The sequence below is a fragment of the Saccharopolyspora oryzae genome (assembly GCF_027853915.1).
Taxonomy (GTDB): Bacteria; Actinomycetota; Actinomycetes; order Mycobacteriales; family Pseudonocardiaceae; genus Saccharopolyspora; species Saccharopolyspora oryzae.
Genome location: NZ_JAQGLA010000063.1, coordinates 1 through 25,776, shown reverse-complemented (window position 1 = coordinate 25,776; position 25,776 = coordinate 1). Strand labels below are relative to the sequence as shown.

The following is a 25,776-nucleotide window of genomic DNA, read 5'->3' as shown; positions in this document are numbered from 1 at the left end:
ACACCAGCTGCAGAGGCCTGCCAGCGGTCGTCCTGACCGCTGGCAGGATTGCCAAATTCCTTGAAACCACAGGGGATCCCGGCTTCTGATCCACCCTCGAGCTGGTCCGTCGAACCCGATCGGCGGAATGTCAGAGGCTTCGGGCCAGGGCTCGTCCTGCGGCTCGGCCGGAGAAGATGCAGCCGCCGAGGAAGGTTCCTTCCAGCGCGTTGTAGCCGTGCACTCCGCCTCCGCCGAAGCCGGCCACCTCGCCCGCCGCGTACAGGCCGGGCAGCGGGGCTCCGTCCGGGCCGATCACCTGCGAATCCAGGTTCGTCTGGACTCCGCCGAGGGTTTTGCGGGTCAGGACGTTCAGGCGGACCGCGATCAGCGGGCCGTGCGAGGGATCGAGGATGCGGTGCGGCTTGGCCACCCGCGACACCTTGTCGCCGAGGTAGCGGCGCGCGTTGGCCACCGCCATCAGCTGGAAGTCCTTGGCGTACTTCTGCGTGACCTCGCGGTCCCGCGCGACGATCTGCTGCTTGATGGCGTCGTGGTCGAGCTGCGGGCCGCGGGCGATCGCGTTCATGCCGTCCACGAGTTCGCGCAGGTTGTCCGCGACGACGAAGTCCACGCCCTTGTTCTTGAACGCGTCCACCGGTCCCGGCGCGCCCTTCGCGAGACGGCTGGCGAGGGTGAACTTGAGGTCCTTGCCGGTGATGTCCGGGTTCTGCTCGGATCCGGAGAGGCTGAACTCCTTCTCCAGGATCGACTGGGTGAGCACGAACCACGAGTAGTCGTAGCCGGTGGACAGGATTTCCCGCATGGTCCGGTTGGTGTCGAAGCCGGGGAAGTTCGGCGCCGCCATCCGCTTGCCGGTCGCGTCGAACCACAGCGACGACGGGCCGGGGATGATCCGGATCGCGTGGTCCGGCCAGATCGGGTCCCAGTTGTGGATTCCCTCGGTGTAGTGCCACATCCGGTCCCGGTTGACGATGCGCCCGCCTGCGGACTCGGTGATCCCGATCATCCGCCCGTCCACGTGCGCGGGAACGCCGGAGATCATCGTCTCCGGGCACGGTCCCAGCCGTTCCACCGGCCAGTTCGCCCGGATCAGCTCGTGGTTGTGCCCGATCCCGCCGGAGGAGACGACGACAGCCTTCGCCCGCAGCTCGAAATCGCCCACCGCTTCGCGCGACGACGCCACCCCGCGGTCGGCCTCCGACGGCTCCAGCACGGTGCCGCGCACGCCCACCACCGCGCCGTCCTCGACGACGAGCTCGTCGACCTGGTGGCGGAACTCGAACCGGACCAGCCCGCGCTTCTCCGCCGCCAGCACCGGTTCGGCGAACACCCGCACCACCTCGGGACCGGTTCCCCAGGTGAGGTGGAAGCGGGGCACCGAGTTGCCGTGCCCGCCCGCGACCCCGCCACCGCGCTCGGCCCAGCCGACCAGCGGAGTCAGCCGCAACCCGAGGTCGTGCAGGTACTTGCGCTTCTCGGTGGCCGCGAAGTGCACGTAGGCGCGCGCCCACTGGCGGCCCCAGTGGTCCTCGTCGTCGCGGTCGAAACCGGCCGAACCGAGCCAGTCCTGCATCGCCAGCTCGTAGGAGTCGCGCACCCCCAGCCGGCGCTGCTCCGGGCTGTTGACCAGGAACAACCCGCCGAGCGACCAGAACGCCTGCCCGCCCAGGTTGGCTCGGTTCTCCTGGTCGACGACGACCACCCGGCGGCCGGCCTGCACCAGCTCGTAGGTCGCCACCAACCCGGCCAGCCCGGCGCCGACCACGATCACGTCCGGTTCGCTCATCCTTCGCCCTCCACGCTGTAGGCCAGCACGACCCGCTCGAACAGCTCGACCCGGCGCTGCCGCACGGCCGGGTCGTCGGGTTCCATCAAGCACTGCACGGCGGTTCCGTCGTGCACGGCGATCAGCGCCTGCCCGAGCGCGACCGGGTCCGGGACCTTCCGCCCGACCCGGTCGAGCAGCGCCTCGACCCCGGGCACGATCGCCGCCGCGATCGCTTCCTCGCGGGCCACCACGACCCGCCGCAACGCCGGATTCCGCAGCGCGTGCGCGCTGAACTCGGCGGTGATCCGGTACCAGTCGTCGTCCACCGGCGTGGCTTCGAGCAACCGCTCGACCGCCGACCGGACGTCGTCGACCCCGGCCGTCCGCGCGGCGTCGACCGCTGCCCGGACCTCGGCGAGCATCCGCTGCGAGTGCTGCTCCCACATCGCGAGGAACAGCTCCTCCAGCGAAGCGAAGTTGGAGTAGAAGGCGCCGCGGGTGTACCCGGCCCGATCGCAGACCTGCTCGATCGTCGACCTGCCGAACCCCTCGGCGGCGAACACGACCAGCGCGGCATCGAGCAACCGCTGCCGGGTCCGCCCCCGCCGCCTGGTCACCCGCACCTGCCCGACCACAGCCGAACCTCCCGATCGCCGGATGCATGACCGTATCGGATGCACCGGCGTATCGAAAGGCCTCGGAACAGCGACGTTGCGGCGGACGGGGTCAGGGCAGGTGGGCGAGGACGTTGATCACCGCGCCGGTGGCGTCTTCGACGAAGAAGCGGCGCACGCCCCAGGGCTCGTTCGTGAGCGGGTAGACGACGCGCAGGCCCCGGCGTTGCGCTTCGGCGTGGGCCGCGTCGACGGCTGCCGGTTCGCCGAGGTCGATGCCGAAGCGGGGTTCGGGGTTCTCCATGCCCGGCGGCGAGACGATGACCTGGGCCGACGGGTTCTCCGGTGACCGCAGGCAGAGCACCGGGTCCTCCATCGCCACCTCGAGCCCGAGCACGTCGACGTAGAAGTCCTTGACCGCGGCGGCATCACCGACGAGGTAGGGAATGATTCGACTGACCATTGCCCCATCCTCGCCGCCCCGCTCCCCCACCGCCTTGTACGAATGGAAGATCGGCGCACGAGGTGGGGGTCGGTTCCGCCCGGAACTGGCACTTCCCCTGGCGTGAACACCTGGCCAGTCCTGGGCAGAACCGACGTTCTGGGGCGGGTTGTCAGCTCAGCTCGCCGGTTTCGGCCACCACTCGGCCGTTGTGGATGACCGTGCGGTCCGTGCCGCGGTCCATCACCGCCGAGGTCACCGTTTCGCCGTCCACCAGCAGGATGTCCGCCTGGTCGCCGGCGTCCAGGCCGGGGCGGTCCGCCGTCGAGGTCAGGCGCGGCAGGTCGCGGTCGAGGATCGCCGCACCACCTCGGGTGGCCACCGCGACGGCGTGCTCGACGAGCTCGTCGGCGCGGAAACCGTTGGTGAAGGCCAGCTGCCAGGTCCGGTCGAGCATGTCGGCGTTGCCGTACGGACCCCAGTAGTCGCGCTGGCCGTCCTCGCCGAGGCCGATGCGGACGCCGGCTGCCGTCAGGTCGGTGAGCGGCAGCGAGTGGTGCTGCGCGGGGGCGACCGTGGTCATCGAGACGTCCAGCTCGGCGAACTCCTCGATCAGCCGGTTGGTGGTGGACTCCGAGACGCTGCCGAGGTCGTAGGCGTGCGAGATGCTGGCCTTGCCGGTCATGCCCAGCGCGCGCACGCGCTCCAGGATCAGGTCGACCGAGTACACGCCGAGGTGGCCCGGCTCGTGCAGGTGGAAGTCGATCGGCGCCTGGTGCTTCTCGGCCAGGCCGAACAGGATGTCCAGGTGGCGGACCGGGTCGCGGTCCAGCGTGCAGGGGTCGATGCCGCCGACCACCGCGGCGCCGGAGGACAGCGCCTCCTCGAGGAGTTCCGGGACTCCCTGCTCCAGCAGCACGCCTGCCTGCGGAAACGCGATGACCTCCACGTCGGCGCGGTCCTTGTGGGCTTCCTTGGCGGCGAGCACGCCTTCGAAGCGCTCCAAGCGGCAGTCGGCGTCGATCTGCGCGTAGCTGCGGACGCGCGTGGTGCCGTTGGCGATGATCCGGCCGAGCGTGTGGGTCGCGCGCTCGGACACGGTCCACTCGTCGTTGCGCCAGTTCTCGCGGTCGTTCATCACCATTTCCCAGACGCCCTGGCCGCCGGTGTGCGGGCGGAACGGCAGGCCGATCCGGGTCGAGTCCAGGTGGCAGTGCACGTCGGAGAACGACGGCAGCGCGAGGCGTCCGCGCCCGTCGACGACATCCGCGCCCTGGGTGTCCACTTCGGACTCGAGTGGCTTGACGGCGGTGATCCGGCCGTCCTCGACCACGATCTCCGCGAGCGGACCGCCCCACGGACGGACATTGGTGATCAGCATTTCGCCTCCGTTGTGCATCGTCTCGCGATTCCACCGAGCCCGGTCATCGCGCGTTCAGCAGGGGCGCAGTTTCAATTGAAACTGCGGACTCCACCCACGGCGATTCGCAGTTTCAATTGAAACTGCGGTTCCACGTGAGTGGCGATGGTTGCTCTTACGACCATCGCCGCTCACGAGGTGGATCAGGTGAAATCCGGGTAGGTGGGCGGGAACAGCTCCGCAGCCGGACGGCGGAGGAGGTCTCGCTCGGAGTAGGCGGCGCGCATCTTCTCGAAGAGCCCCTGGGCCCGGGCGCGGAGGTCTTCTAGGTCGACGCCGGGGATCTGGGAGTCCGAGAGCACCGGGTTGCCCGCGACCACCGAATGCGTTGCCTGGCGGGCGGTCCCGTTGAGCAGGAACGTTCGCACCGGGTCGTCGAGGACGCCGTCGCGGATGTCGTCGATGCGGAAGGCCGCCAGGTCCGCCTGCGCACCGGGTTCCAGCCGGCCGAGGTCGCTGCGCCCGAGAGCTCGTGCACCGCCGAGAGTCGCCGCGTCGAGGTAGTCCTCAGCGGGAGCGGCGTCCATCCGGCCGTCCAGGACCTTGGCGATGTGCACGCCGAGGTCCATGCCGCGGATCAGGTCCGGCGGGAAGGAATCCGTGCCCAGGCACAGGTTGATCCCGGCCTGCTTGTACGCGCCGAAGGACCGCAGCACCGCCCCGTAGCGCAGGGACGTCTGCGGGCAGTGCACGATCGACACCCCGGCTTCGGCCAGCGTCGCCAGGTCGCCGCGGTCCTCGCCGTGCACCTGGGGATGCCGGTCGACCACCAGGCCGTGCGGGACGAGCAGTCGGGTTCCGAGCAGGCCGGTGCGGTCCAGCATCTCCAGCGGCGTGGCGCCGTGCTGCCGCTGCACGAGTTCCCGCTCCAACAGGCCTTGCAGGCTGTGCAGGCGCACGAGGACGTCTCGCTGCCGTGCGATGTCGGCGGTTTCGCGCATGAGCTGTTCGGTGAGCGTCTCGATCCGGCACGGCAGGAGAACACCGGTGACCAGCGGGTCGGACAGCTCGGCGGCGTGGTCCAGGAACCGGACCGCGTCGCGCAGGCCTTCCCGGCCGCGCTCCTCGTCGAAGGCCACGTCGCGCCCGCCTCCCGGCGGCGCGACGTTGACGCCCGAGCGGTACGCCGGGCCGAGGTAGCCGCGCAGGCCGATCCGGCGCGAGGTCTCCGCCATGCCGACCAGCTCGTCGAGCGGTTCGGCCCACGAGCTGTGGATCTCCGAGGCGATCGGCATGTAGGTGGTGATGCCGTGCAGGGCCAGCTGCACCAGGGCGTACTCGCGGATCGTCGCCCGCTCCTGCGGGGTGAACACGTCGCGGCGGCGGTTCTGGAAGTAGTCCAGCGACCACTGGAGCCCGTCGGCGCGCTCGGGGGTCGTCCACGAGTCGAGCACCAGGTGGTCGATGTCGGTGAGCGCGTCGAGGTCGATCAGCCCCGGCAGCACCAGGGAGTCGCCCAGATCCAGGTCGACGTCCACGTGGCCGTCGTAGTGCTGTCCGACGTGGACGATGACGTCGTCCTCCCAGACGACCTCACCGCCGCGCAGCAGCGCGTGGTGCCCGTCCTGGTGGGCGAGGACGTGGCTGGCGCGCCAGCGAGTGCGCATCGAGAACCTCCTCCGGCAGGACCTTCGCCCGCGGCACCGACCCTACCATTTGGCATACCAAATTCTCATCCATCGAAGCGCGGTCGATCCGTGGTGGCGTGCGCTGAATCGCGAAATGTCCGGTTGAAAAGCATGTATAGACAAGTATTTGCGAATGCCAACCACACTTCTGCAGCAACCCGCTACGCTCCCGCCGGTATACCGAATTGGTCACACCGCCGGAGGATGCCATGGACCAAGGCACCGAAGCGCCCGCGAAGATCACCCGGGCCCACTGGGCGACCTCGATCGCGCTGTCCACCGCCGTCTCCGTCGTCGCAGTGCTGATCGGCAAGCACAAGTTCGACCTCGGCCCCGCCGCCATCGCGCTGTTCCCGATCATCTGGGCGGTGCTGATCGGCGCGGCGATCGGCGTCCAGCGCTGGCGCCCGGTCTCCGGCGCCACCCGCGCGGTGTCCACCGTGCTGCTGGAGATCAGCATCCTGCTGTTCCTGGCCAAGCTCGGCACCGAGATCGGGCCCTCGCTGGCGAAGTTCCAGAACCTGGGCCCGGCGATCCTGCTGCAGGAGATCGGGCACATCTTCGGCACGGTGGTCATCGCGCTGCCGGTCGCGGTGGTGCTGGGCATCGGACGTGCCTCGATCGGCGCCACCTGGTCCATCGACCGCGAGTCGTACCTGGCCTTCGCCATCGAGCGCTTCGGCGTCCGCTCCCCGGAATACCGCGGTGTCTTCTCGGTCTGGCTGGTCGGCACGGTCTTCGGCGCGCTCTACATCTCGCTGCTGGCCGGGTTCACCGGCAGCCTGGGCATCCTCCACCCGCTGGCGCTCGCGCTCGGCCTCGGCCTGGGGTCCGGGTCGATGATGCTCGGCGGTGTCGGCGCCCTGTCGCTGCTCTACCCGGACCAGGCCGCCGAGATCGCTGCGCTGGCCGCGCTGTCCAACCTCGTCACGAACATCGTCGGTTTCTACTCCGGGGTATTCCTCGCGCTGCCGCTGTGCCGCCGCCTCTACTCCTTCTGGAGCCGCCTGTTCGGCCGCGACGACAACGGCCAGCGCGTCCACGCCAAGACGAAGGAGACCGCCGCCGAATCCGCCGAGGAAACGGTGCTGGAAGTCGCGCACGACCCCGTCGCTCGGGTCACCCCGCTCGTCGAGCTGCTGAGCTACCTCGTCGTCGGAGCGGTCGGGCTGCTCAGCAGCGCGCTCGGCACCTGGTCGTTCCGGGTCGAGGACGTGATCGGCGTCGTCGTGCTGCTCGTGATCGTCCGCATCGCAGTGGCGCTCGGGAAGCTGCTGCCCATGATCCCGGGCAGCGTGTTCGTGCTCGGCATCGGCACCCTTCTGTCGGCCAACTTCCTGCCGACCGGCGCCTGGATCTCCCACCTGATGGAGAACCTGGACGTGATGCTGATCGGCCTGCCGGGGCTGGCGCTCATCGGGCTCACGCTGGGCCGTGACGCTCAGGCGCTGAAGCAGCTCAGCTGGAAAGTCGTGCTGGTCGCGCTGGTCACCTACACCTCCTCCTTCCTCGCAGCCGCAGCGCTCGGCCAGTTCGCGCTGCACCTCTGAACCGGGTCATTTGACGTGCACGGGCAGGGAATCCAGGCCGTAGACGATCGAGGCCTTCCGGAACTCCAGCTCCGCGGCGGGCACCGCCAGCCGGATGTCCGGGAACCGGCGCACCAGCGCCGGGTAGGCCGCGCGCAGCTCCATGCGGGCCAGCTCGGCACCGATGCAGCGGTGCAGGCCGTGCCCGAAGGCCAGGTGGGACGTCGGCCGACGATCGGCGTCGAAGGCCTCCATCCCCGGCCCGAGCACGTCATCCCGGTCCGCACCGCTCAACGAGCACAGCACGACGTCGCCCCGCTCGATCCGGACCCCGGCGACCTCGACGTCCTCCCGGGCGAACCGGGGGAACGCCACCTGCACGACGGTGAGGTAGCGCAGCAGCTCCTCGACCAGACCTGGCACCACCTCGTCGTCGTCGCGGACTCGCTCCAGCAGTTCCCGGTCCTCGAGCAGCACCAGCGCGCCCAGCGCGAGCATGCTCGCCGTGGTCTCGAAGCCGCCGGTGAGCACGCCGTCGGCGAGTTCGGCCAGCTCCCGGTCGCTGACCTCGTCGCCGTGGTCCCGGATCAGCGCGCCCAGCAGCCCCTCCCCCGGCTCTTCGCGCTGCCTGCGCACGACGCCGTGCAGGTACTCCATCGACTGCGACATCGCACCCAGCGACGCGCCCACGCCGTCGAAGACGTCGAACCGCGCCACGCTGAGCTGCTGGAACTCCTCGCGGTCGCCGTAGGGAACGCCGAGCAGCTCGCTGATCACCAGCGACGGGATCGGCACCGCGAACTCGGTCACCAGGTCGACCGGCTGGTCCGCGGCCGCCATCACGTCCAGCCGCTCCTGCACGATCGCCTCGATCTCCGGGGTCAACCGGGCCAGCCGCCGCATGGTGAACTCGGGCGTCAGCAGGCGCCGCAGCCGGGTGTGCGCCGGCGGATCGGTGAACCCGAGACCACCGGGGTTGTCCTCGGCGGTGACGCCCGCGTACCCGACGAGGTTGGTGAAGTCGTTGCTGAACCGCCCCGCGTCGCCGAGCACCGCCTTCGCCTCGTCGTAGCCGGTGACCAGCCAGACGTTGGCCGCGAACGGCAGGTCCAAGCGGCTGATCGGCTCCCGCTCGCGGACCTCGCCCAGCGCTGGGACGGGGTCGAGTCCGGTCCGCTGCAGCGGCATCAGCGCGGCCGCCGGCAGGACCGAGCTCAGCCCCTTCCGGCGGGCGCGCGCGAGGTATAACCGAGCGAACAACCCGGTGATCGTGGACCGAAGGCGTCCCACTGTGACAAACCCCCATCGAACTTTGGCGTTCCGAATCAACCGCCCCCGGTTCCCCGGCCGGATCGGCGGTTCCGCGCTGTGTCGATGATCGACGCGGTGGCCCGCTACTCTACCTCGCCCTGATCGATCGCTGCCAAGTGCAATATTCGGAGCTCGGAGCAGTCCACTTCGCACCAACGGCGCGAAATCCCAGGCAGCGCAACGAAAGGATGCGGCCGGCGCACGCTCGGACGCCCTCGCGGGACGCGGTGGATACCGACCGATGAGCCAGATCGTCTCGGTCGATCGGCCGAGTACGCGCGTACCGAAGCCCGGCCGATCGACCGATGCCGGCGAGCCGATGAGTCGTGTTGCAGCGCGGTGCGGCCCGGCCAGAATCGATTGCGTGAACTTCCCGATCTCCAACTCCCACGCTCCGGTCGACGCACCGACGGTCCGCATTCCCGAGGCGCCCACTGTCCGGCTGCCCGCCACGTCCGGCAGCCGGCGCATCGGCGAGCTCGACGCGCTCCGAGGCCTCGCGCTGTGCGGGATCCTCCTGGTCAACATCCCACCGATCTTGCGCCTGACCAGGACCGCCGACTTCGCGGAGCTGCCGGTACCGCACGCGTTCGACCTGTTCGTCCAGGAGCGGTTCTTCCCCATCTTCTCGCTGCTGTTCGGCGTCGGGTTCGGGATCTTCCTGGCCGGCGCGGGACAGCGCACGGCCCGTCCTCGGGTCGTGCTCCTGCGCCGCCTGCTGGTGCTCGCCGGCTTCGGTGCGCTGCACCAGCTCCTGCAGCCAGGTGAGGCGCTGCTGCCCTACGCGATCTTCGGGCTTCTCGTGCTGCTGCCGATGAGCTTCCTGCCGTGGTGGGCCAACCTCCCGATCGGTGCCGCCATGATCACCGCGGTCCTCGCGCTCGGCAGCGGCGGCATAATGCTGGTCCCGGGGCTGCTGCTGGCCGGCTTCGGGCTCGCGCAGTCCGGGGTCTTCGCCACGCTGCAGGAGCGCGGCAAGCAGATCGCCGCTGCGTTCGGGATCTCCACCGCCGCCTCGGCCGTGTTCCTGGCGATGCAGTGGCCGATGGACCTGGAGACGGCGTGGGCCAGCTCCGTGCCTTCGGCGGCCGGCCTGTTCATGGCGATCGCCTACTCCACCGGCCTGCTCCTGCTGCTGCGCACCCCGGCCCGCCGAGTGCTGTCCCCGGTCCTCGAACCGCTCGGGAAGATGGCGCTGACGAACTACGTCACCGCGACGCTGCTGACCATCGCGTTCGGCAGCCTGCTCGGCATGTACGACTCCGCCGAGTGGGGCTTGCTCTTCGTGCTGGCCGCCGGGATCACCCTGGTCCAGATCCTCTGGAGCCGCTGGTGGCTGGCCCGCTTCCAGTACGGCCCGATGGAGTGGGTCTGGCGCTGCGCGACCTGGTGGAGCATCGTCCCGTTCCGCAAGCCCCGACCATCGGCCAGGTGACCGACCCCGGTGCCGGACTCACCCAACGACGACATCAGATCCCGTTGCGGTTCAAAGCGATTCAGCACCGGGGGTTAAGTGGGAAGCCGCCTTGTCCCAGCCGGTGCCCGGAGCGGTTGATCCAGTAGCGGCGCAGGACGTCCAGCACGACCGAAACCTCCACCGAGCGGATGCCGGGCAGTACCGCCAGGTCGTGGGACAGAAAGTCGGCGAGGTGCTCCTCACCGCGGAACACGCCCTGGTGGATCACCGTCGCGTTGCCCGCCACCATCGAGACGTAGCGGGCGGACGGGTGCCGCCCCAGCGCTTGCCCGACCTCCTCGGTCGAGCCGGGCTCGGTCGACAGAGACAGCGCCACCTCGAGGTGGAAGCCCAGCAACCCGGGCTCCACCTCCACGCGGGGGCGGACGACCTGCCGCTCCAAGAGCCCGGCGATCAGCCGGTGCGCGGTGGACTGGCTGACGCCCAGCGCCCGGGACAGGTCGCTCGACGTCAGCCGCGCATCGGCGTGCAGCAGCCTGGTGGCCTCCCACTCCTGACCGGAAAGTGCTTGCGGCGCAACCGATTCCTGCGCCTCGATGCGGTACGGGTCGAGGACGGCGCGCTGGGCAGCGTCGAGGCGATCGATGCGCCAGGCCTCGGCCCGGCCGAACGGCTTGAGCACCAGGTCGGACTGGGTCGACACCACGCCCGGCACCGACGGGAGGCGCTGGGTCAGCAGGTCCTTCACCGAATCCCGCCCCAACGGCCGGACGGTGCAGTACACGTCGGCGCGTCCGGTGGCCATCGCGACGTACTGGGCTTCGGGGATCTCGGCGACCTGGCGGGCGACGTCCTGCAGGCGACCGGGCGCGGTGGTGATCCAGACGTGCCGGGGGTGGGTGTCGGAGACCAGCGTCCAGTCCAGCTGGCCGATCACCCGCAGCACCTGCTCGGCGTGCATGCGCTGCAACCGCCGTCCCACGGTGGTCGGCGAGCTGCCCACCGCATCGGCCAGCGCGTTGATCGGCGCGCGCGGCGCCTCCTGCAACGCGGACACCAGGTCCAGGTCGAGGTCGTCCAACGCGAAGTCGCCATTCACAACCAGTGATAGTACGCCCATCCTTCGCTCCTTAACCGAATAGATACACCACCACAACGTTCGCTATTGACAGATTGCTCCATGCCCGATTTCAATGGCCGCCATCGGCCCAGGTGGCCGGATCGGATCACTAGGAGCTCGGTTGACCAACACGGAGAACGCGCGTCCCACCCGGTCGATGTCGCTGCTGCTGGGCTTCCTGCGCGGCGTCGAACGCTTCGGGAACAAGCTGCCCCACCCGTTCTGGCTGTTCACGCTGATGGCGCTCCTGGTGATCGCGCTCAGCGCGGTGCTCAACGCCCTCGGCGCTTCCGCGGTGTCCCCGGTGGACGGCAAGACCATCGAGGTCAAGAGCCTGCTGACCGCCGACGGGATGAGCACGATCTTCGGCGACGCGGTGGAGAACTTCGCCAAGTTCCCGCCGCTGGCGCTGATCATCACCGTGATGCTGGGCGTCTCGGTCGCCGAGCAGAGCGGCATGCTCAACGCGATGCTGCGCGGCAGCGTCACCCGCGTGCCTGCGAAGTACCTGACGTTCGTCGTCGCGCTGGTCGGCATCAGCGGCAGCGTCGCCTCCGACGCCGCGTACGTGGTGCTGATCCCGCTGGGTGCGCTGGTGTTCAAGGCCGTCGGCCGCAGCCCGATCCTGGGTCTGGTGGTCGCGTTCGGCTCGATCTCCGCCGGGTACAACGCCTCGCTGCTGCTCACCCCGACCGACGCGATCCTGGCCGGGCTGACCACCTCCGCGGCCCACTTCATCGACCCGAACTACGTGGTCACGCCGCTGGCCAACTACTTCTTCTCGATCGGCTCGGCGCTCTTCCTGGCCGTGGTGATCACGCTGGTCACCGAGTTCGTGCTCACCAAGCGCACCGAGGGCATGCACGCCGACGGCGACGGACTGGACGAGCAGCTCGGCGAGATGCAGCTCAGCGCGGTGGAACGGCGCGGCCTGCGCAACGCCGGTCTCACCCTGCTGGCCGTGCTGGTGCTGCTGGTGGTGGCGCTGGCGCCGTCCGGCTCGCCGTTCCGCGGCGAGGACGGCGGAATCCTCAACTCGCCGCTCATCACCGGTGTCGCCTACCTGCTCGGAGCGGTCTTCCTGCTGACCGGCGCGGTGTACGGCCGCACGACCGGCAGCCTGTCCACCGCCCGCGAGATCCCCGCCGCGATGGCCAAGGGCGTGATCGACCTGGCCCCGGTGGTGGTGCTGTTCTTCGCGGCCTCGCAGTTCCTGGCGTTCTTCAAGTGGACCCACATGGGCGAGGTGCTCGCCATCCACGGTGCGGCGCTGCTGAAGTCGGCGAACGTGCACCCGCTGGTGCTGTTCCTCGGCCTGATCGTGCTGGTCACCTGCATCAACATGGTGATCACCAGCGGTTCCGCGCAGTGGGCGCTGGTCGGGCCGATCGTGGTGCCGATGCTGATGCTGCTCGACGTGAGCCCGGAGACGACGCAGGCGGTCTACCGGATCGCGGACTCGGCGACCAACCTGATCACCCCGATGAGCCCGTACTTCGCGATGGCGCTGGGAATGCTGCAGCGCTACCGCAAGGAAGCTGGCATCGGCACCCTGATGTCGATGACGCTGCCGATCTCCTTCGCGGTCCTGGTCACCTGGACGCTCTTCTTCATGGCCTGGTGGGCCCTCGGCATCCCGTTGGGCCCAGGCGCCCCGGTGCGCTGACGAGCCACCGCACTCGTCTTGCGCAAGTAGCGGAATGTCCTGGCAGTTGCAGACAAAGCTGCCGCACGACACGTCGGGCGGCGGAGGTCCTGAGAGGTGAGTTGTGACGACGAAGCTGGTGGCGCGGGCCGAGCAGGAGCTTCCGGAGGTGCTCGCCGACCTGCGGCGGCTGGTGGAGCACGAAACCCCCAGCAGCGACAAGCAGGCCCTGGACGCCGGGCTCGCCGACATCGAGCAGTGGCTCACCGAACGCCTCGGTGAACCGACCGCCCGGCAGCGCCACGACGGCGGCGACCGCGGCGACGTCCTCGACGTCACCTACCCCGGCACCGCCGACGGAACAGTCCTGCTGCTGTGCCACTACGACACGGTGTGGCCGATCGGCACGCTCGCGGACTGGCCCTTCACCGTCGACGGCGACCGCGTCACCGCGCCCGGCTGCCTGGACATGAAGGCGGGCATCGTGCACGGCGTGTGGGCGCTGCGCCTGCTGCGCGAGCTGGACGTCCCGCACCCGTCGGTGCGGTTCCTGCTCACCGGTGACGAGGAGATCGGCAGCCTCGCGTCGCGCGAGCACATCGAGCGGGCGTGCACCGAGGTGACCGCGACGCTCGTGCTGGAGGCGAGCCGCGAGGGGATGGCCAAGATCCGCCGCAAGGGCATGGGGCTGTTCGACCTGGCGGTGCACGGTGTCGAGTCGCACGCCGGCCTCGACCCGACGGCGGGCGCCAGCGCCATCCACGCCATCGCGGAGCTGATCCCAGCGATCACCGGGCTGGCGGATCCGGAGCGCGGCACCACGATCAACGTCGGGCTGATCAACGGCGGCACCGGTCGCAACGTGGTGGCCGGCCGGGCGACCTGCGAGATCGACATCCGCATCCAGGACCCGGCCGAGATGGCCCGCATCGACGCCGGTTTCCGCGAGCTGGCGGTGGCCGACGACCGCATCCGGGTGGAGCTCACCGGCGAGTGGAACCGCCCGCCGATGAACCCGAACCCGCTCTCGGAGAAGCTGTTCGCGCACGCCCAGGCGGCGGCGCAGGAGCACGGCCGGGTGCTGGAGGGCACATCGGTCGGTGGCGTGAGCGACGCGAACTTCGTGTCAGCGCTGGACAAACCGGTCCTCGACGGCCTCGGCGCGGTCGGCTCCGGCCCCCACGCCCGCGACGAGCACGTGATCCCGAGCGAGTGCCCCGGCCAGATCGCCACGCTCGCATCCCTGATCAGCAGCCTCCGCAACTTCTGACCGGAACCGCCCAGCAGCGAGGAGATCCCCGTGTTGCCCGCAGAACTCGCCGCCCTGTCCGGCCTCGAACTGATGCGCTGGGTGCAGGCCGAACGGCCCACCGACATCCCGTCCATCGGCCGGCTCCTCGGCATCCGGTTCGACGAGGTCGAGCACGGCCGCATCGTCCTGTCCCTGGACACGCGCCCGGACTTCGCCAACCCGCTGGGCACCGTCCACGGCGGCATCGCGGCGACCATGCTCGACTCGGCGATGTCCTGCGCGGTGCACACCACGCTGCCCGCCGGGGTCAGCTACACCACCTTGGAGCTCAAGGTGAACTACATCCGAGCCGCGAAGACCGACGGCAGCACGCTCACCGCCGAAGGCACCGTCATCCACGGCGGGCGCAGCACAGCCACAGCGGAGGGGAAGGTCCTCGACGAGAGGGGCAAGCTCATCGCCCACGCCACCACCACGTGCCTGATCCTCACTCCCGGGAGCTGACGGCCGGTTTCCGGGCTGACAGTCGTTCGACGATGCCGAGCTTGAAGCGGTCTGTTTCCTCCAGCTCCAGGCCGGCGGCGCGGACCAGCGGCAGCGGGCGGCGGCGGAAGTGCTCGCCGCCGAGCGGAACAGCGACCAGGTCCGCTGCTCGCTGCACGAGGCGCGCCGGCCACGACGTGCTCTCCACGTGATCGAGCAGCAGGAGCTTCCCGCCCGGCCGCAGGACCCTCGCCATCTCGGTGATCGCCTGCTCCTCGTCGGGGATCGCGCACAGGCCGAAGGTGCACACCACGGTGTCGAAGGTGGCGTCCGGGAACGGCAGGTCCTGCGCATCCCCTTCGCGCAGGTCGACCGGCACGTCCAGGTCCCGCGCGCGCTGCCGCGCGAGGTCCAGCATCTGCGGGCTCCACTCGATGCCGGTCAGCCGGACGTCGCTGCGGTAGGCGGGGATGTTGAGGCCGGTGCCGATGGCGACCTCCAGGACCTCGCCCTCCGCGCGGGAGCACACCCACTTCCGGCTGCCCGGCGCCATGAACCGCTCGAAGCGGCCCATCATCTTGTCGTAGCCGCTCGCGGATCGGTCCCAGTAAGCGCGCCACCGCTGGGCGCGGTCCCCATCGACTCCCATGCCCCGACGTTACCGGCGAAGGTCCCGTTCCAGTCGCACAGCGGGAAATCCGGTCAGCGGTCCTGCGTGGGGAGGAACTTCGGCGGGCGCCAGGCCGCCAACTCCCGCTCGACCGCTGCCGCGAGGGACAGCAGGGCGGAGTCCTGCTGGTCACCGGCCATCAGCAGCAGGCCCACCGGGAGCTCGCCGACGGATCCCGCCGGTACCGAGGTCGACGGGTATCCCGCCACCGCGGCCGGGGTCGAGGACGGGATGACGTCGTCGTCTCCGCGCGCGCAGTCCGTGATCCAGGCGGGTGGGTTGGTCGGCGAGGCGATCGCGTCCAATCGGTGCTCGGCCAGGGTCTCGTCGATCGAGCGCTTGGCCAGGTCCGTCAGCTCCGCGCGCATCGCCTGGTACTGCGGATCGGTGGTCGGCGGCGCGGTGAGGGCCTGCTCGAAGAGCTCCTGACCGGCGAAGCAGGTCTGCTCCTCCGGGTGCCTGCGGTTGAACTCGATGAGCTCGGCGAGGTCCTGCGGGCCTTCCCGAGTCGCCAGGTAGGCGTCGATGTCGCGGTGGAATTCGCTGAGCAGCGCGGGGAATTCGAGCTCGTCGAGCCGGTCCTGGTAGGGCGGGGTCACCTCGACCACCTCCGCGCCCGCCGCGCGGAACTTCTCCGCCGCGCGGGTCATCACCGCGTCGACCTCCGGGCCGAGCTCCGGCAGCCGCCACAGCCCGATGCGCTTGCCCGCCAGGTCACCGACCTGCGCAGTCACCTGCGGGGCGGCGAAAGTGGCCGGGTCGGCCGGATCCGGCCCCTGCAGCACGGCCAGGGTCAGGGCGGCGTCGATGACGTTGCGCGCCATGGGACCGGCGGTGTCCTGCTCCGACGAGATCGGCACCACCCCGGCGCGGCTGACCAGGCCCAGGCTCGGCTTGTGCCCGACGACGCCGTTCATCCCGGCCGGGCACACGATCGAACCGTCGGTCTCGGTGCCGATCGCCACCTGCGCCAACGAGGCGGCCAGCGCCGCGCCGGAACCAGCCGACGAACCGCAGGGGTTGCGGTCGAGGACGTACGGGTTGCGGGTCTGCCCGCCGACGGCGGACCAGCCGGAAGTCGGTGCGGCGGCTCGGAAGTTGGCCCACTCGGAGAGGTTCGTCTTGCCGAGGATCACCGCGCCGGCGTCGCGCAGCCGGGTCACCAGCGTCGCGTCGGTGTCCGGTGGCGCACCGGCCAGCGCCAGCGAGCCGGCGGTGGTCGGCATGTCGCGGGTGTTCACGTTGTCCTTGAGCAGCACCGGGATTCCGTCCAGCGGGCCGAGCACCCGACCGGTCCGGTGCCGGACATCGCTGGCCGCCGCCTGCGCCGGTGCCTCCGGGTTCGTGCGCAGCACCGAGTTGATCTTCGGGTCGACAGTGCGGATCCGGTGCAGGTACGCGCTGGTCAACGCGCTCGACGTCAGCGAGCCGTCGGCCATCCGCTCCTGCAACTGCGGAATGGTGATGGTGTCGAGGTCGATCCCGAGCGCCGGGGCCGCCTCGGCCTCCCGCACGTCATTTGCACCCATGAACGTCCCTGCGGTGAGAGCGATGATCAGCGCGAGCGCGCCAGTCCTGCGCATGGGGCTCATCAGACTACGAAGAGATCACCCGTGCAAGCGAATTTCGACCCCCGCTGATCCACAGTTTCAATCGAAACTGTGCTTCCCCCTGCGTGGATTTCACAGTTTCAATTGAAACTGCACCCGACACGGAACCCGAACGGGTAAGCCTTCCGCACGGCCGACCTCCACGCATCTGGCTCGACGCAGGCCGACACGTGGTCGGTGTGTCGGTCCACGACATGCCGAGACCTGTGGACAGGTCGTCGTCGGTGTGGAGAACTTCCGCAAGTTCAATGGAAATCGGAGGTCCGATTTCCATTGAATTTGCGTCGGGACGTCATGGGACACCGTGGGAGGGGGCTTGGCAGGGTGATGGGGCGTGAGTGGGGATGGTGGTTGTTGCGACCACCTGCGTTCACGAGTCGTCAGAGCCAGCCCTGGTCGCGGGCCGTGTTGGCCGCTTCGATCCGGTTGCGGGCCGCTAGTTTCGCCATCGCCGTGGAGAGGTAGTTGCGGACCGTTCCTTCGGCGAGGTGCAGGCGGTCGGCGATGTCGGCGTTGCTCGCACCGGTGACCACTTCGCGCAGGATCTCGCGCTCCCGGTCGGTCAGCGGGTCCGGCCGGCCCCAGGCCGCCACCGCGAGTTCCGGCGCCACCACCCGCTCCCCCGCGTGCACGCGGCGCAACGCCGTGACCAGCTCGGCGATCGGGGCGTCCTTCAGGACGTAGCCGGCCACCCCGATCTCCATGGCGCGCCGCAGGTATCCGCTGCGGGCGAAGGTGGTGACGATCAGGACCCGCACCGGATCACCGCGCCGCCGGAGTTCCGCCGCGACGTCGATGCCGCTGCGCTCCGGCATCTCGATGTCGGTCAGCAGGACGTCCGGCCGGTGCTGGTCGACCGCCGCGAGCGCTTCGGCTCCGTCCCCCGCCGTGGCCACGACCTCGACGTCGGGTTGCAGGTCCAGCAGCGCGGCGAAAGCGCTGAGCACCATCGTCTGGTCCTCGGCCAGCACGACCCTGATCCGCTCGCCCACTACGCCGCCACCTCCACCGGCACCGCGATGGTCACGGTGGTACCTGCCGCGCCGGTGCGCCGGACCTCTCCGCCCAACGCGCTGATCCTCTCGCGCATCCCGCTCAAACCGTTGCCGTCCGGCGCTTTCCCGCCCACTCCGTCATCGGCGACGACCAGCCGCAACTCGCCTTGAACGACCTCCAGCCCGATGTGGCAGGTGCGCGCCGAAGCGTGCCGGGCGACGTTGGTGGTAGCTTCGCGCAGCGCGAGCGCGAGTTCGTGCTCGGTGGAGTCCACGATGCTCACCTCCGCATCCCACTGCACGGTCACCTCGACCCCCGTGCTGGCCAGGGTGTTGCGCGCGGACTCCAGCTCACCTTCCAGCGTGGCCTGCCGCCAACCGCTCACCACCGCGCGGATCTCGGTGAGCGCAGCCCGCGAAGTGCGCTCGATCTCGGCAGCTTCCCCGCGCGCCCGCTCGCCGTCCACGTCGATGAGCCCGTTCACCAGCTGCGCGCGCATGGTGATCGCCGTCAGGCTCTGCCCCAGCAGGTCGTGCAGGTCGCGGGCGATGCGCTGCCGCTCCGCGAGGGTCGCCAGGTGCTCGACCCGCGCGTTCCGCAGGCGCAGGTCCGCCTGCGCGCGCTCCCGCTCCGCCCACTCGATCTGGAACGAGCCGATCAGCCACAGCAGGATCAGCGACGGCAGCATGCCGTACATCCGCCAGGGCAGCGGCACCGTCGAGTACACCGAGCACGCGCTGAGCAGGGCCGTCATCCCGATGAACCACCGCAGCGCGGCGCGGCGCGACTCGGTGAACCCGGCGATGGCGGCGGCGTAGACGAACAGCACCGCCGCACCGGAGTTGAACGGCGTCACGAGGGCGCCGAGCAGCACCGTCGGCACGGTCGAGGTCCAGCGGGCCCGGTCCGGTCGCTGCCAGGCCACCGCGTACATCGGGAGGAAGAGGACGACCACGACCGCGACCAGCGTCCAGTCGACCCAGGTCGCGGTCGGCGAGAACACCGGAAGCCACAGCAGGTTCGCCAGGTAGATCAGGTGTCCCCAGCGGGACAGCAGTCCGGAAGTCCTCATGATCGAGCACGACGATACGACACCGCGGCCAGCATCCCGGCCACCGCGGTCATGCCGACCAGCACCAACGCGTGCCCGGCGGCAGCGCTGCCGTCCAGCTGCGCCATCGCCAGCCGAGCCAGGTGGTAGGTCGGCAGGAACAGCGCGATCTGGTCGAAGATCTCGGGCAGCGCGGCCAGCGGCACCCACAGCCCGGACAGCACAGCCATCGGGAACAGCAGCGCGTTGAGGATCGCGGCGGTGGCGTTGGCCCCCGCCTGGAACCCGATCGCCAATCCCAGCAGGGCGAACGGCAGCGTCCCCAGCACCAGGACGGCCCAGAGCCGGGCGAGCGCGGCAGGTGATGCCTGCAGCGTCCCGAGCAGCGCGGAGGTCGCGGTGATCGCCGCCAGCACACCGATCGCGTAGGGCAGCGCGGCCACCACCTTGGCGGTCAGCGTCACGCCGATCGGCACCGAGGAGACCTGCTTGGCACGCAGCCAGCCGCGTTCCCGGTCCGATGCGACGCCGATGCCCGGGTTGGTCAGCACCACCGCCAGGACGGCGAACGTGCCGAAAGTGGCCAGCATCGCCGTACCCGTCGGCACCGCACCGGATGGCGCACCGCCGTAGAGGAACGCGAACAGCGCGAAGAAGACCACGGGCATCACGATGGAGAAGAACAGCGCGGACGGTTCGCGGAGGATGCCGCGCAGCTCGTCGGCGATCTCCGCGGCGAGGATCCTGGTGTTCACGCGGCGACCTCCTCGGTCAGCCCGATCAGGGCCTCTTCCAACCCGGCGCCTTCGACGCGCAGGTCCGACAACGTCGGGTCAGCGCCTAGGAGGTGGCGCAGCAGGGCTTCCGGTTCGCGGGTGCGCAGCCGGACCAGGTCGCCGTCGCCCGCGACCGACACGACACCGGGCATCCGGCCCAGCTCGGCGCTGTCCAGCGCGGTTCGCGCGATCACGGTGCGGTCGGACAGCCGGGCGGTCAGCGCGTCCGGGCTGTCGGCGGCCAGCACCCGACCGCGGTTCAGCACGACCACCCGGTCGGCGACCGCGGCGGCCTCCTCGATCAGGTGCGTGGTCACCAGCACCCCGGCCCCGCGGGCGCGGCGATCGGCCAGCACCTGCCAGAACCGCCGCCGAGCAGCGACGTCGAGGCCGTTGGTGGGTTCGTCGAGCACCAGCAGCGCAGGCTCGGTCACCAGCGCCATCGCCAGCTGGACCCGCTGCTGCTGCCCGCCGGAGAGCTTGGCGGCACGCCGCCGCACCAGGTCGGTCAGCCCGAGCTCGGCGAGCACCGGAGCGGCTGCGGAGCGCGGGAACCCGCCCCGCACCGCAGCCCCGGCGACCAGCTCGCCGACCTTCAGCGCGCTCGGGAACCCGATCGACTGCTGCACCACGCCCAACTGCTTGCGCACCAGGGGTTTCCGCGGATCACCACCGCCGATCCGGACTGTTCCCCGTTGCGCGTGCAGCAATCCGACGACGAGTTCGACGAGGGTCGTCTTGCCCGCGCCGTTCGGCCCGAGCAGCGCCACGCACTCCCCCGCTCCGACGGCGAGGTCCACCCCGTCCAACGCCGGGGTCGCACCGTAGCGGTGCCGCACCCCGCGCACTTCAAGCACAGATCCCATGCATGAAGAGGCTCGTCGCCGGGGACGTCAGCCGGTAGTGAGGCGAAACCATCCACCGCGGCTGACATTTGTCATCCCGGCTCAGCTCGTCCGGGCGATGTCGGCGTCGATGAGGGCCGTGATCTCCTCGTCGGTGTAGCCGAGGCCGGTCAGGATTCGCCTGGTGTCGGCGCCCTGCTCGCGAGGTGCCGTGCGGACGTTGCCCGGTGTCCGGCCGAGCTTGATCGGGATTCCGGTGCCCCGGTAACCGTCCTGCTCCACCACCATCTCGCGGTGCAGGACCTGCGGGTCGGTGAGCGCTTCGCCGACGTCGTGCACCGGCGTCGCCGGCACGCCGCGCTCCAGCAGCGACTCGGCGAGGTCCGCGCGGGTTCGGGTGCTGATCGGTGCGGCGAGGGCGTCCCGCAGCACGGCCATGTTGTGGACCCGGTCGGCGTTGGTGGTGAACCGGGGGTCGTCGGCGAGCTCCGGCAGCCCGAGGACCTCGACGATGCTGCGGAACTGGCGGTCGTTGCCGCCGCTGATGAAGATCTCCCCGTCCGCGGCGTCGAAGGTGTCGTAGGGGGCGATGGACGGGTGCGCCGAGCCGGTGCGCTGCGGGATCTTCCCCGAGGCCAGCCAGGACGCGGAGTGCGGGTGCAGCAGCGACACCGCCGTGTCCAGCAGCGTGCAGTCGACCAGCTGCCCGCGTCCGGTGGCGTGCCGGTCGTGCAGCGCGAGCAGCACGCCGGAGAAGGCGTAGATGCCGGTCACCATGTCGACGATGGGCACTCCCACCCGCAGCATCGGGCCGGACTTCTCGCCGTTGACGCTCATCAGACCGCCGTAGGCCTGCAGGATCGCGTCGTAGCCCGGCGTTGATCCCATCGGTCCGTCGGTGCCGAAACCGGTGATGCGGCAGTGCACCAGCCGCGGGAAGCGCTCGGCGATGACCTCGTCGGAGTAGCCCCACTTGGCCAGCGTGCCCGCTTTGAAGTTCTCCACCACGACGTCCACATCGGACAGCAGCTCGCCCAGCAGCCGCTGTCCGTCCACTGTGGTCAGATCCAGGCAGATGTTGTTCTTGTTGCGGTTGACCCCGGTGTGGTAGGCGCTCATCGTCCCGGTGACGAACGGCGGCCCCCAGCGGCGGGTGTCGTCGCCGGCCGGCGGCTCGACCTTGATCACCTCGGCGCCGTGGTCGGCCAGCATCTGCGAGCACAGCGGACCGGCCAGGATCCGCGACAGGTCGAGAACCCGGATGCCCTGCAGGCTGCCGGTGGGTTCAGGTGCGTTCATCGTCCGTCCTGTTCGCTCAGTACCGCTCTTCCGGTGGTCTTCACAGCAGCGATCACGCGTTTCCGCAGATCAGGTCCCGTGAGTACTTTGGGTTGCTATAGCGCCCCAAAGTGCTCACGGTTCCTGACCTGCGCATCTGGTCAGTACGACTTGGGCAGGCCGAGGACGTGGGTGGAGACGTAGTTGAGCACCATCTCCTGGCTGACCGGGGCGAGGCGCAGGATGCGCGACTCCCGGAAGTAGCGCTCCACGTGGTACTCGCGGGCGTACCCCATGCCGCCGTGGGTCTGGATCGCCTGGTCGGCGGCGGCGAACCCCGCGTCGGCGCACAGCCACTTGGCCATGTTCGCCTCCCGACCGCAGGACAAGCCCTGGTCGTACCGCCAGGCCGCGTTGCGGGCCATCAGCTCGGCGGCGTCGAGCCGCGTGGCGGCCTCGGCCAGCGGGAACGCGACACCCTGGTTCTGGCCGATCGGCCGGTCGAAGACGACGCGCTCCTTGGCGTAGCGCACCGCGCGGTCCAGGGCGGCGCGACCGATGCCGAGCGCTTCGTGGGCCAGCAGGATCCGCTCCGGGTTGAGCCCGTCGAGCAGGTACCGGAAGCCTTGGCCCTCCTCGCCGACCCGGGCGCTCTCCGGCACGAACAGGTCGTCGATGACCACCTCGTAGGACGAGACGGCGTTGCGGCCCAGCTTCGGGATCGGGCTCAGGTGCACGTGCTCGGGGTCGATGTCGATCAGGAACAGCGACATCCCGTCGGTGGGCCGCTCGACCTCCTCGCGCCGGGTGGTCCGCGCGATGAGCACCATCTTCTGCGAGTCGCCCGCCTTGGTGATCCACACCTTGCGGCCGTTGACCCGGTAGCCGCCGTCGACGCGCTCGGCGAAGGTCGAGATCCGCGTGGTGTCGGTGCCCGCGTCGGGTTCGGTGACGCCGAAGCACACGTGCAGCGATCCGTTCGCCGCGGCGGGCAGGACCTCCTGGCGCAGTTGTTCGCTGCCGTGCTTGACGATCGTGTTCAGGCCGAAGATGGTCAGGTGCATGGTGCTGCAGCCGTTCATCCCGGCGCCGGAGGCCGCGACTTCTTCCAGCAGCAGCGCCGCTTCCAGGATTCCCAGCCCGCCGCCGCCGTACTGCTCGGGGATGGCGATGCCCAGCCAGCCGCCTTCGGCGAAGGCGTTGTAGAACTCCCACGGGAACCGGCCGGCCGCGTCGCACTCGGCCCAGTAGTCGTCGGAGAAGCTGCGGGCGAGCTCGCGCGCTCCTGCCCGCAGGTCCGCCTGATCCGCGGTCAGCTCGAAGTGCATGGCGTGGTCCTCCCGAACGCGGATGTTCGTATTTACGAACGAATGCTCAGATATAAGAACAAGATGATCCTCCGCCGGCACTTCTGTCAACCCGTCGCGACATCTTGACAGTGACGCCGTTCACTTCTTAGATTCACAGTTACGAAACACAGTTCGTATATGCGAACACTTCCATTCCGCTCCCGTGCGAGCTCCTAGCGCAGTCGCGCGATGATTCCGGCGAATAGGACCTGAGCGATGACGCTTGACAGTGCTGCCCCGGCACCTCCAAATCCGCCTTCCCGCAAGGCAGTCGGTCCCGCCGTGGTGATCGGCTCCGCCCTGGAGTGGTTCGACTTCTACCTCTACGCCTCGATGGCCGCACTGGTCTTCGGCAAGCTGTTCTTCCCCGGCGGCGACCCGACCACCGCCACCCTCGGGGCGATGGCGACCTTCGCCGTCGGATTCCTCGCCCGGCCCTTCGGCGGCATCGTCTTCGGCGTGCTCGGCGACAAGTTCGGCCGCAAGATCGTGCTGTCGGTGACCTTCCTGCTGATGGGCATCTCCTCCGGCCTGATCGGCCTGCTGCCCACCTACGAATCGGTGGGCATCGCCGCGCCGCTGCTGCTGGTCGTCCTGCGCCTGCTGCAAGGACTGGGCGCCGGGGCCGAGCTGGGCAGCGCGATCGCCGTGGCTTACGAGCACGCGGACGAGAAGTCGCGCGGACGCCTGGGCTCGCTGCCCGCGCTGGGCGTCAACATCGGACTGTTCGCCTCCTCGCTGACGGTCACCGTGCTCACCAGCTTCAGCGACGAGTTCCTCTACAGCTGGGGTTGGCGCATCCCGTTCATCGCGAGCTTCGCCTTGGTGGGACTGGGTTTCTGGGTCCGCAGGCAGATGCCGGAGACCCCGGAGTTCGAGAAGGCCGCTCGGGAGGCCGGCTCCAAGAAGAAGACCCAGCCGCTGCGCGCGCTGATCCGCTCCGACTGGCGCGGGCTGTCGGTGGTCCTGGCGATCACCATCGGCTACAACGGCGTCAGCTACGTGTTCAAGACCTTCTCGCTGTCCTACCTGACGCAGTTCCGCGACGTGGCGGCCAACGTCGGCTCCTTCGGCATCACGCTGGCCAGCGCCGCCGCCATCATCACGGTGCCGATCGCGGGCCGGATCTGCGACAAGGTGGGGTCCAAGACCGTCGTGATCACAGGTGCGGTGGCCACCGCCGCGCTGGCCTTCCCGTTCTTCTGGATGCTGGACTCCGGGCAGAAGGTGCTGATCTGGGCGGCACTCGTGCTGGCCACAGGCATCGTGGTTCCGGCGATGCTCAGCGCGCAGGGCGCGTTCCTCGCCCAGCAGTTCCCGACCGAGACCCGTGCGTCCGGCCTGGGCACCGGTCGCGAGGTCGGCGGTGCGTTCTCCGGCGGTCTGGCGCCGCTGGCCGCGCTCGCGCTGGTCTCGGCGACGCCGGGGCACGCCACCTGGGCGGTGTCGCTGATGTTCGTCGCCGGAGCCCTGTTCATCGGGATCGGCGCGATGTACGACCAGGCCAAGCGGCTCGCCGCGGTGACCGAGCAGCCGGTCGTCGAGCGGGCCTGACGGCCCCGGGCGCAGCGGCGGCGGTAGGTTCGTCGGCGAAACGTGGTCAGCTACGACGATGGGGATCACCGTGCCACCTGCCGAAGCTGGAGCAGCAAAAGCGCACCGCACGGTCTCGCGGGTCACCACGATCCTCGAACTGGCGGCGGCGCACCGGTCCGGGGTGCGGCTGGCCGAACTGGCCACCGCGCTGGACGCCCCGCGCTCGTCGGTGCACGGCCTGGTCAAGGGCCTCGTCGCGACCGGCTACCTGCGCGAGGAGGGCGGGGCCTACCGGATCGGCCCGGCGATCAACTCGCTGCTGGCCGCTGCGCCGCCGTCCATCGCCGAGGCCGCCCGCCCGGCGATGGAACGGCTGCACCGCCAGTTCGACGAAACCATCATGCTGGCAACGCTGGTCGGGGACTCGGTCGTCTACACCGACACGATCGAGTCCACCGATCCGATCCGCTTCATCGCCCCGCTGCAGACCCGCCGTCCGCTGCACCCGACGAGTTCCGGCAAGTGCATCCTCGCCTTCGGCACCGAGCGGTTCCGCGAGGGCTACCTGACCACTCACCTGCCGGATCCGGTGCAGCAGGACAAGATCCGGCGCCAGCTCGAAGAGGTCGCGCAGGCCGGTGTGGCGATCAACAGCGGTGAAACGCTCCCCGACCGCAGCGGCGTCGGGGCGCCGATCTTCGACAAGGGCAAGGTGACGGCGGCGATCGCGGTGGCGGGCCCCATCAACCGCCTGGCGGACAAGATCCCGGAGATCGCCGAGGCGACGAAGGCCGCCGCCCACGAGGTCTCCGAACGCCTCGCGGGCCGCATCTGACGGCGTTCCGGGAAGCTCGAGAACCCCGCCCCAATTCCGCCACAGGCCGACGCTGCCGCGTACAGATCGTCGCCCAGCCCCGTGCCGCGCCGGGTCGAGTGGATCCGCAGTTTCAATTGAAACTGCGGTTTCAACGGAACTTCGGGTGCCGACACGCCGACACCTGTGGACAAGTCCGGCTCCCTGTGGAGAACTTCC

General features: G+C 69.8%; 22 protein-coding genes. 7 read left to right on the top strand and 15 right to left on the bottom strand.

The window, feature by feature from the left end; genetic code table 11:
* Positions 1-130: 130 nt before the first annotated feature.
* The 5 genes from OU415_RS27760 to OU415_RS27740 all read right to left on the bottom strand — a co-directional run bounded on the left by OU415_RS27760 (position 131) and on the right by OU415_RS27740 (position 5,854).
* Positions 131-1,789, bottom strand: coding sequence for an FAD-binding dehydrogenase (locus OU415_RS27760; protein ID WP_270952252.1), 1,659 nt, complete (start codon positions 1,787-1,789; stop codon positions 131-133).
* Positions 1,786-2,406, bottom strand: a complete 621-nt coding sequence (locus OU415_RS27755) for a TetR/AcrR family transcriptional regulator (protein ID WP_270952251.1) — start codon at positions 2,404-2,406, stop codon at positions 1,786-1,788. The genes OU415_RS27760 and OU415_RS27755 overlap by 4 nt, the downstream gene beginning before the upstream one ends.
* A 91-nt stretch (positions 2,407-2,497) precedes the next feature.
* On the bottom strand, positions 2,498-2,848 hold the full coding sequence (locus tag OU415_RS27750) for a VOC family protein (protein WP_270952250.1): 351 nt from the start codon (positions 2,846-2,848) through the stop codon (positions 2,498-2,500).
* 151 nt (positions 2,849-2,999) lie between these two features.
* Complete coding sequence (locus OU415_RS27745) at positions 3,000-4,208, bottom strand: amidohydrolase (RefSeq protein ID WP_270952249.1); 1,209 nt, start codon at positions 4,206-4,208, stop codon at positions 3,000-3,002.
* 182 nt (positions 4,209-4,390) lie between these two features.
* Positions 4,391-5,854, bottom strand: a complete 1,464-nt coding sequence (locus OU415_RS27740; protein WP_270952248.1) for a chlorohydrolase family protein — start codon at positions 5,852-5,854, stop codon at positions 4,391-4,393.
* A gap of 230 nt (positions 5,855-6,084) precedes the next feature.
* Here OU415_RS27740 and OU415_RS27735 point away from each other — a divergent pair, with 230 nt between their 5' ends.
* Positions 6,085-7,425, top strand: coding sequence for a DUF3100 domain-containing protein (locus OU415_RS27735; RefSeq protein ID WP_270952247.1), 1,341 nt, complete (start codon positions 6,085-6,087; stop codon positions 7,423-7,425).
* A 6-nt stretch (positions 7,426-7,431) separates the two neighbouring features.
* Here OU415_RS27735 and OU415_RS27730 read toward each other — a convergent pair whose 3' ends face one another.
* Positions 7,432-8,694: a cytochrome P450 gene (locus OU415_RS27730; protein WP_270952246.1), complete on the bottom strand. Its 1,263-nt coding sequence runs from the start codon at positions 8,692-8,694 to the stop codon at positions 7,432-7,434.
* Between the two features lie 385 nt (positions 8,695-9,079).
* Between OU415_RS27730 and OU415_RS27725 the strand changes: the two genes are divergently transcribed.
* Positions 9,080-10,150: a DUF418 domain-containing protein gene (locus OU415_RS27725; RefSeq protein ID WP_270952245.1), complete on the top strand. Its 1,071-nt coding sequence runs from the start codon at positions 9,080-9,082 to the stop codon at positions 10,148-10,150.
* 61 nt (positions 10,151-10,211) lie between these two features.
* Here OU415_RS27725 and OU415_RS27720 read toward each other — a convergent pair whose 3' ends face one another.
* Positions 10,212-11,231, bottom strand: a complete 1,020-nt coding sequence (locus tag OU415_RS27720; protein ID WP_270952244.1) for an Lrp/AsnC family transcriptional regulator — start codon at positions 11,229-11,231, stop codon at positions 10,212-10,214.
* 178 nt (positions 11,232-11,409) lie between these two features.
* Between OU415_RS27720 and OU415_RS27715 the strand changes: the two genes are divergently transcribed.
* The 3 genes from OU415_RS27715 (at position 11,410) to OU415_RS27705 (ending at position 14,653) form a co-directional block, all read left to right on the top strand.
* On the top strand, positions 11,410-12,918 hold the full coding sequence (locus tag OU415_RS27715; protein ID WP_270952277.1) for an AbgT family transporter: 1,509 nt from the start codon (positions 11,410-11,412) through the stop codon (positions 12,916-12,918).
* A 103-nt stretch (positions 12,919-13,021) separates the two neighbouring features.
* Positions 13,022-14,167 (top strand): M20 family metallopeptidase, encoded by a 1,146-nt coding sequence (locus OU415_RS27710; RefSeq protein WP_270952243.1) that lies wholly within the window; start codon positions 13,022-13,024, stop codon positions 14,165-14,167.
* A gap of 30 nt (positions 14,168-14,197) precedes the next feature.
* Positions 14,198-14,653, top strand: a complete 456-nt coding sequence (locus OU415_RS27705; RefSeq protein WP_270952242.1) for a PaaI family thioesterase — start codon at positions 14,198-14,200, stop codon at positions 14,651-14,653.
* Here the strand turns inward: OU415_RS27705 and OU415_RS27700 are convergent.
* The 8 genes from OU415_RS27700 to OU415_RS27665 all read right to left on the bottom strand — a co-directional run bounded on the left by OU415_RS27700 (position 14,637) and on the right by OU415_RS27665 (position 23,186).
* Complete coding sequence (locus tag OU415_RS27700) at positions 14,637-15,281, bottom strand: class I SAM-dependent methyltransferase (protein ID WP_270952240.1); 645 nt, start codon at positions 15,279-15,281, stop codon at positions 14,637-14,639. The two genes, OU415_RS27705 and OU415_RS27700, sit on opposite strands and share 17 nt — an antisense overlap.
* A gap of 53 nt (positions 15,282-15,334) precedes the next feature.
* Positions 15,335-16,885, bottom strand: a complete 1,551-nt coding sequence (locus tag OU415_RS27695; RefSeq protein ID WP_408641925.1) for an amidase — start codon at positions 16,883-16,885, stop codon at positions 15,335-15,337.
* A gap of 407 nt (positions 16,886-17,292) precedes the next feature.
* Positions 17,293-17,904: a response regulator transcription factor gene (locus tag OU415_RS27690; RefSeq protein WP_270952238.1), complete on the bottom strand. Its 612-nt coding sequence runs from the start codon at positions 17,902-17,904 to the stop codon at positions 17,293-17,295.
* Complete coding sequence (locus OU415_RS27685; protein ID WP_270952236.1) at positions 17,904-18,980, bottom strand: sensor histidine kinase; 1,077 nt, start codon at positions 18,978-18,980, stop codon at positions 17,904-17,906. Before OU415_RS27685 ends, OU415_RS27690 begins: the two co-directional genes overlap by 1 nt.
* On the bottom strand, positions 18,977-19,714 hold the full coding sequence (locus tag OU415_RS27680; protein WP_270952235.1) for an ABC transporter permease: 738 nt from the start codon (positions 19,712-19,714) through the stop codon (positions 18,977-18,979). Before OU415_RS27680 ends, OU415_RS27685 begins: the two co-directional genes overlap by 4 nt.
* Positions 19,711-20,601, bottom strand: coding sequence for an ABC transporter ATP-binding protein (locus OU415_RS27675; protein WP_270952233.1), 891 nt, complete (start codon positions 20,599-20,601; stop codon positions 19,711-19,713). Before OU415_RS27675 ends, OU415_RS27680 begins: the two co-directional genes overlap by 4 nt.
* An 81-nt stretch (positions 20,602-20,682) precedes the next feature.
* Entirely contained in the window at positions 20,683-21,879 is a 1,197-nt protein-coding gene (locus tag OU415_RS27670; protein ID WP_270952232.1) for a CaiB/BaiF CoA transferase family protein, read from the bottom strand.
* Positions 21,880-22,019: 140 nt separating this feature from the next.
* Entirely contained in the window at positions 22,020-23,186 is a 1,167-nt protein-coding gene (locus OU415_RS27665; RefSeq protein WP_270952231.1) for an acyl-CoA dehydrogenase family protein, read from the bottom strand.
* A 237-nt stretch (positions 23,187-23,423) separates the two neighbouring features.
* Here OU415_RS27665 and OU415_RS27660 point away from each other — a divergent pair, with 237 nt between their 5' ends.
* A complete protein-coding gene (locus OU415_RS27660) occupies positions 23,424-24,761 on the top strand; it encodes an MFS transporter (RefSeq protein WP_270952230.1) in 1,338 nt (445 codons plus the stop codon).
* A gap of 58 nt (positions 24,762-24,819) precedes the next feature.
* Positions 24,820-25,578, top strand: a complete 759-nt coding sequence (locus OU415_RS27655; RefSeq protein ID WP_270952229.1) for an IclR family transcriptional regulator — start codon at positions 24,820-24,822, stop codon at positions 25,576-25,578.
* Positions 25,579-25,776: the final 198 nt, after the last annotated feature.